6 protein-coding genes are annotated in these 7,327 nt (G+C 47.6%); 4 read left to right on the top strand and 2 right to left on the bottom strand.

The features are described 5' to 3' along the window. From rsmB to HKN88_00390, 4 genes are all read left to right on the top strand, one after another. The coding region (gene rsmB, locus HKN88_00405) for a 16S rRNA (cytosine(967)-C(5))-methyltransferase RsmB (GenBank protein ID NNC96511.1) at positions 1–1,320 on the top strand (1,320 nt) is incomplete at its 5' end. A gap of 9 nt (positions 1,321–1,329) precedes the next feature. Continuing rightward, positions 1,330–1,926, top strand: a complete 597-nt coding sequence (locus HKN88_00400) for a DUF4390 domain-containing protein (protein NNC96510.1) — start codon at positions 1,330–1,332, stop codon at positions 1,924–1,926. Then, the gene (locus tag HKN88_00395; protein ID NNC96509.1) at positions 1,908–4,229 is read left to right on the top strand and encodes a HAMP domain-containing protein; all 2,322 of its coding nucleotides are present in this window, start codon (positions 1,908–1,910) and stop codon (positions 4,227–4,229) included. Before HKN88_00400 ends, HKN88_00395 begins: the two co-directional genes overlap by 19 nt. A gap of 12 nt (positions 4,230–4,241) precedes the next feature. Beyond that, positions 4,242–5,606 (top strand): sigma-54-dependent Fis family transcriptional regulator, encoded by a 1,365-nt coding sequence (locus HKN88_00390; GenBank protein ID NNC96508.1) that lies wholly within the window; start codon positions 4,242–4,244, stop codon positions 5,604–5,606. A 147-nt stretch (positions 5,607–5,753) separates the two neighbouring features. On the opposite strand, the gene HKN88_00385 is transcribed toward HKN88_00390, so the two are convergent. Continuing rightward, on the bottom strand, positions 5,754–6,422 hold the full coding sequence (locus tag HKN88_00385; protein ID NNC96507.1) for a hypothetical protein: 669 nt from the start codon (positions 6,420–6,422) through the stop codon (positions 5,754–5,756). A 241-nt stretch (positions 6,423–6,663) separates the two neighbouring features. Continuing rightward, entirely contained in the window at positions 6,664–7,326 is a 663-nt protein-coding gene (locus HKN88_00380; protein NNC96506.1) for a hypothetical protein, read from the bottom strand. Position 7,327 lies beyond the last annotated feature (1 nt).

Here is a 7,327-nt window from a genome sequence, read left to right as displayed (position 1 = left end):
TTAAATCCTGCGCAATTACGTGCGGAGACGGCGCGTCGTTTGTGGAGGGTAATTCATAACAATGACAAGGCCGGTCTCGATAGCGTATTAACTCCAGCCTTACCCGATTCCGAGCAACATGCCTGGATGAGTGCGGCCTTGTACGGCTGCGTGCGATTTTATTTGCGCTATCAATATCAACTGAATCATTACTTGAGTAAGCCTATCAAGGCCAAAGAAGGCGAGGTTATCGCTTTGTTTATATTGGGCATGCATCAATTGAGTCAAATGCGTGTCAAAGAGCATGCCGCAATTCACGAGACTGTGAACGCCTGCAAAATTTTGCAAAAGGACTGGGCCATCAAATTGCTCAATGGCGTTTTGCGAAATTATCAACGCGATCTGACAGACAAAAAATTCAACAACGAAGTCGAGCGTTACGCACATCCCAAATGGTTAATGAATCGCCTTAAACAGGACTGGCCAAAAAACTGGCGTGACATACTTGAGGCCAATAATGCCCAGGCTGCCATGAGTTTACGCGTAAATTTGAGTAAAACCTCACGCGCACAAGCGCTTGCGAGTCTGACATCTGCCGGATTAACTGCACAGGCGCATTCGGCTTGCCCAACTGCAGTTACCCTGGATGCTGCAAGCGATGTGAGCAAGATCCCGAATTTTTCCCGAGGTTATTTTTCAGTACAAGACGTTGCGGCTCAGCATGCGGCGCATTTATTGATCAAGGGTTCTGAAAGTGAAACCGATCTCAAGGTGCTGGATGCCTGCGCAGCACCCGGTGGTAAAACCGGACATTTACTCGAGCGCTTGTCTCCCGACTCAAACTTGCTTGCGCTGGATATTTCAGAAAAACGTCTTGAGCAAGTGAATGAAACAATTATGCGACTGGGCTATGGTGATCGGCGTGGCCTGAAACTGCTTGCAGGCGACGCAGCTGAATATAAATTCACGCAATCATACGATCGAATTCTGCTAGATGCGCCATGCACTGCCACTGGCGTGATCCGCAGACACCCGGACATCAAGTTACGCCGTTCAGCAGAGCAAGTTCTACACGCATGTGACGTCCAGAAAAAACTTTTACATAATCTCTGGAGAGTTTTGAATCCGGGCGGCCGCTTGTTGTATGCCACCTGTTCTGTACTGCATGCCGAAAATTGCGATCAAGTGCAAGAATTTTTAAGCACCTATAAGGATGCTACACTAATACCCGTAAACATTGACGATAGTATTGACACGGAATTTGGTGCACAGATCTTGCCTGGCAGTTTGGGGCGAGATGGATTTTTTTACGCGCTTTTAGAAAAAACCAAACAGGATTAACCAGTCAAAATGGAAAACCAACAGTCACAATCGAAAAACAACAGTTTCATACACTTGTGTGCGCGCGCTGGACTGTTTTTAGGCTTGTGCATGGTGAGTATTGGTTTGCACGCATCAGACCGTTTCGAGGTCAGCCATGCCCAGACCATAGTTTTGGATGACACCTATTATCTGACTGCCGATATTGCCTATGCCCTGCATGATGAAGCTAAAAGTATTTTGCAACAGGGTTTACCCATCCGGATTGAGCTGCAGGCCGAATTAGTGCGGCCACGACGCTACTGGCGCGATAAAACCATTGCGCGAGTGAATAAACTGTATTTGATCCAATTCAATGCGGTTACCGAGCGCTATGTGGTTTCCATCCCGGACTTGGCACAACAAGAGTCGTTTGCGACCGCAGAGCAGGCCATCTATAGCCTGAGAACCTTGAAAGACATTCCTTTGCTCAGCGCCAGCAATGTCCCGAACCCCGAGATCATTCAAGCACGAGCGCGCCTGGTGGTCGATGTAAGACATTTTCCCGATCCTTTACAATACCTTGCAAAATACTGGGCTGACTGGGTACTGGTCAGTGAGTGGTATGTGTGGCCGTTAAAACTCTAAAAAGTTTTCCACTCCGTCTTTTGACCATATTCGGTGTGGTCTTGATGGGCGTGTCGATGTTTTTGCTCACTCAATCCACCAAGAGTTCAGGCGGGTTTCAGGAATACAGCGGTCTGATCTTTTTAATAAATTTTATCGGTGTATTACTATTAAGTGGCGTAATTCTGGTGAATGGCTGGCGCCTGTACAAACAATACAAACAACAGGTGCCGGGAACGCGATTAACCGTCAACATGCTAACGCTTCTGATTCCGCTGGTGTTGATTCCACTGGGTTTCATGTTTTATTTTTCCACCCAGTTCAGTAACGATGCTGTGGATAGCTGGTTTAACGTGGAAGTGGAACAAGGCTTGCAAGATGCTTTGAATTTGAGTCGGCGTTCTCTGGATAACACCAAAGCGGTACATTTGGCGAGAAGTAACGAGATCGCTGATGTGATGAAAAACCTGTTTGGCTCAAATCTGGTATTCGAGATTGATAGTATTCGTGCCCGTTCCGGCGCTACATTGATCAGCGTGTACGCCAACAATGGCCAATTGCTCGGCACCAGTACTGCCGAGATCGACAGTGAAAAGATTTCTATCCTGACCAATGAAATGCAACAAGCGGCCCTCTACAGCAATGGCTACGTGAGTTTTGACCGTGAATCCGACGGCAAGCTGGTCATCCGGACTGCGGTTACAGTTCCACAAGTCACACCAATTGATGCCTTACGAATTCTTTACGCCGAATACAACAGTACCGAATTCGTCAGTGAACTGGCCGATAATGCCGAAACAGTGATCAACCGCTACAACGAATTAACCCAGGCGCGTAAGCCTCTGAAACAGGGATTCACCCTGGCTTTGGGTCTGGCGTTTATGATCTCGATGTTGGCCGCGGTCTGGGCCTCGTTCACAATTTCGCGCCGCCTGGTGCAGCCTATTCAGACCCTGGCGGAGGGAACGCGTGCCGTTGCTGCCGGAGACTATAAACAGCAACTGGAAGTGTACAGTTCTGATGAGATCGGTTTCTTAACCCAGTCTTTTAATGCCATGACCACAAGGCTTGCCGATGCGGACGCCCAAATGCAAAAAAGCCGTCTCCTGATCGAAAATGAACGCGCCAATCTGGCGGCAATCCTGAGTCGTTTATCCACCGGGGTGATCTCCTTTGATCACGATTTGAACTTGCGGCGTGCCAATCATGCCGCGGAGGAAATCCTTGGCGCAGACCTCGATCCGTTCTATTTACATCACATTGGAAAGATCCAGAACGCCGATGGTCTCTTGCAAGGATTCATGCAGCACTGTCAGGAGCGCATCGAAAATGGACAAACCGAATGGCGTGAGGAGTTCGCCCTATACAGCACGGAGCGCGGTCGGCGGGTGCTGGTGGTGGCCTGTTCGGTGTTGGCAGGAGAACAAGAAGAACAGGGCATTGTTATTGTATTTGACGACGTTACCCGTTTAATTCGGGCACAGCGTGATTCGGCCTGGGGTGAAGTGGCCAGACGCCTGGCGCATGAGATCAAAAACCCATTAACTCCGATCCAGTTATCGGCCGAACGTTTACGCTACCGTTATCTGGAAAGCTTGCCTGACGATCAAAAACAGGTTTTGGACAATGCGACCCAGACCATTATCAGTCAGGTTGACGCCATGAAAAATATGGTCGATGCATTTCGTGACTACGCCCGTGCTCCCGAAATAAATTTCGAAGAGTTCAACTTGAATGAATTGTTACAAGAGATCGTGTTGCTGTACAAACCGCGTGATCAAAGAATTGCTGTGCACGTTGATCTCCCCTCACAAGACATCACTCTAGAGGCGGACAAGGACCGTTTGCGCCAGATCATGCATAATTTATTCAGTAACTCCTACGATGCCTTGAATACCGAACTGGATAATCCCGAGCAACCACCGCAAGCTGGCAAGATCTGGTTATCCGCTCGATCGGTTACAAATGATGGTCACCAATACGTAAAGATAGAATTGGCTGACAGTGGAAGTGGTTTTAATGAAGAGACCATGGACGACCTGTTTGAGCCTTATGTCACCAACAAAACCAAAGGCACAGGATTGGGCCTGGCAATTGTACGCAAACTGATCGACGAGCATCACGGCGAGATCAAGCTGGCCAATCATTACCAGGATAAGAACATCAGCGGTGCGGTTGTCAGCATCATGTTGCCGGCCAATGAGGCGGCACGTTTGCAGCGCTTATCCAAGGGCAGCCATGCGCGTGAACAGATCGATTCCGTGAAAGTGACCAAAAAACAACAAAATATTGATACACTGGGGCGTTCAAATAACACCAACTAGGTGACCATTTACATGAGTGCTGAAATTCTTGTAGTTGATGACGAAAGCGATATTCGTAACCTGGTTCAGGAGATCCTGGAAGAAGAGGGTTATTCAGTAACGGCCGCAGCGAGCGCCAAAGAAGCTCGCCAAAAAGAATCCATGGGTTCACCGGATCTGGTGCTGCTGGATATCTGGATGCCCGAAGTGGATGGCATTACCTTACTCAAAGAGTGGTCACAAACCGGCAAACTGAAAATGCCGGTGGTCATGATGTCAGGCCATGGCACGGTCGAAACCGCGGTCGAAGCCACACGCCTGGGCGCATTTGATTTTATTGAAAAACCCTTGTCGATGGCAAAATTGTTAAGCGCTGTTGAAAAAGCCCTTAAGCAAACCAAAAAACCTGCCAAAAAGAATATTCACAGCCTGATTCCTCCGCTGATCGAACCCATCGGCAAAAGTGCCGTGATCAAAAAAGCTCGCGAAGATGCACGCAAGATTGCTGAACAACACGCCAGTGCCCTGATCCTGGGCGAATCGGGTACCGGCCGCGAAGCTTTTGCCCGTTATATCCACGCCCTATCCAAAGAAAAAACCGGCGCATTTGTAAATTTGGTCCCGTCAACAGTGTCTGATGATCATGCGGCGAGTGTATTGTTTGGTGAAGTGGTAGATTCTGAATTAAGACCGGGCTTATTACAGCAAGCTGATGACGGAGTGTTATTTATTAACGAACTGGAAGACATGTCTTCGAGTTTGCAACGCTTGTTGTACGGCGTTTTGGAAAAAGAACAATTCACACCGGTCAATTCCAGGCAGCCTGTGCATGCTAACTTTCGCTTGTTGAGTTCCTCGCGTCCCGGATTCGATCAAAAGACGGATGCCTTGACTTTCCGTACCGACTTGATGCAAATGATCAGCACCCTGCGCCTACAGATTCCACCCTTAAGGGAATATCTCGAGGATGTACCAAACCTGCTGCGTTACTATGTCGATGTCATGGTCGAGGAGCATGATCTGCCGTTTCGACGTTTTAGTATCGCGGCACAAAATCGATTAAGAAATTACGATTGGCCCGGGAATATGCGTCAGCTGAAAAATGTCATCCATCGCTTGTTGGTGATGGCTGATGGAAGCGAGATCATGCCTGCAGACGTGGATGCCGTGCTGGCGATCGAACCCGCATTGCACACTGGCATGATGAAAGAGGATTGGCTGTCTTTGCCAATACGTGAGGCACGAGAAGCCTTTGAGAAAGCCTACCTGGAACATCAGCTAAAATTGTGTGACGGTAAAGTCGGAAAACTCGCGACTGTTGTTGGAATGGAAAGGACTCACCTTTATCGTAAACTCAAAACCCTGGGAATCGAGTTTGGTCGCAGCAAAGAAAGCTGATCATTTTTCCAAACAGGTACAATCAAAAAAAAAACCCGTTGAAGTAAATTCAACGGGTTTTGCTCAAGATACATCTGGGAGGAGTCAATTGTGTTCAGCAATTGTGAGTGAGCATAAAAAAATAAGTGGTTATGTATTGTTAATGACCTAAAAAGATTTACCAATGGTCAGAACGACACGGCCGTCGCCTTCGGCCAAGTTATCAATGTCGGTATCGTGGTAGGTCAGGGCATAATCCAGACCAGCCAGACTGGCGCTGACACCTAAGGAATAGTCGGTGTAATCGCCCGCTGAATCCAGGTCGTAATTACCAATATGGGCGGCAAGTCCAACGCCGTTAGCCAGTTCGTATTCATAGCCCAGGTCGTAATAGGTCCATTTACTGTCACCGTCGTAAGAAATGGTTCCGCTAAAGCCACTATGGCTGAGGCCGGCATAAAACTCGTTAAAATCCACATCACCGGCACTATCAAAGTACAAGTATTGAATAAATCCAATATCAATGCCCAGACCATTATCCAGTTCAGTGGTCCAACCGGCGTAAATATCAAACTCCATGTTCTCGACATCGCCGAAATCCACATTGGACCCCCACACCCCGACATACCAGTTGTCCGTTGGGGCAAAGTCGAATCCTCCGGAAATTGCAGGATTTTCAAGGGTTTGTGACACTCCGCGCCATACGTAATCGGTGGAAATTGCCACATTGGCCGAGATTGGATCGTCGTCTGCCACCAGCGTTGTAGCGCTAATGAGCATACTCGATGCAAGCGTGGTTAATAAAACGAGTTTTGGTACTTTGGGTGCGATATTCATGAATTCTCCAGTTAGTTGTAAATATTTACCCTAACTGAAGCAACCAGTGTGCCAACTTTGGCAAATGCATTGAATGGCATTGAAATCAGTATCAAATAAACCAAAATGTGAATTATTAATCCGGTTAGATTCGAGAAGTGCTTGGATATAGTGCGTTGCACCAGACAAATGCCATCAACGGGTGCAGTTAATTGCCCATTCTCAGGGCAAGATCGAGAGATAGGAAAAATTGATTGAGGAATTACTTGGTGCGTATTACCAAAACATCGATCGCACCATTACGCAAACGATTTCGGGTGTCGTTCAGTATGGTCAGATCGGTGTAGGGTCCTATCCTGACCCGATACCAGTTGCGTTGATCAATACTGACTTTTTGGATCACAGATTCCAATCCCAATAATGCCAGTTCTGCTTTGCGCCGGTCGGCGTCAGCAAATTCCTGAAAGGAACCCGCTTGTAATACATACGATCCGCTTTTTTCAATTTTTCCCAGGGGCTCGCGATTCTTGTTCTTATCCACTTCCACTTCCAGAGCTTCTTGCGGAATAATTATCTCGTCTTTAGGCAAGCGCTCGTAAAAAGTGAAACGTGGATCTTTTTTTAATTCGAATTCTTTACTTTGTGCCGGTTCTTTTTCTTTAGTGCTGGTTTCACCTTGCTCCATGCGCGAGGTGTAAGGCGTTAGCTCGGGTTCATCGACTTCGGATTGCGGGGTGAAATAATTATCTTTTAACCACACCGCGCCCAAAGTTACCATAATGCCCAAAACAAACCATAACCAGGTGGGCAATTTGAAGCCGGAATGTTTTTTGCCCGTACTTTTTCGTGAGGTCTTTTTGCGCGTGGTTTTTTTACGCCCGGAAGTGCGCTTTGGTGCAGGAGAATTTTTGTAATCTCTGGCCATG

Source organism: Gammaproteobacteria bacterium (assembly GCA_013001575.1).
Taxonomy (GTDB): Bacteria; Pseudomonadota; Gammaproteobacteria; order Steroidobacterales; family JABDMI01; genus JABDMI01.
Note: the sequence above shows the minus strand (reverse complement) of the source record. Positions and strands in the feature narration are given on the sequence as shown.

What these genes read in the sequence shown, in the direction of transcription:
- HKN88_00400 (NNC96510.1), top strand. Translation starts at nt 1,330, where the DNA reads ATGGAAAACCAACAGTCACAATCGAAAAACAACAGTTTCATACACTTG.
- HKN88_00390 (NNC96508.1), top strand. Translation starts at nt 4,242, where the DNA reads ATGAGTGCTGAAATTCTTGTAGTTGATGACGAAAGCGATATTCGTAAC.
- HKN88_00385 (NNC96507.1), bottom strand. Translation starts at nt 6,422, where the DNA reads ATGAATATCGCACCCAAAGTACCAAAACTCGTTTTATTAACCACGCTT.
- HKN88_00380 (NNC96506.1), bottom strand. Translation starts at nt 7,326, where the DNA reads ATGGCCAGAGATTACAAAAATTCTCCTGCACCAAAGCGCACTTCCGGG.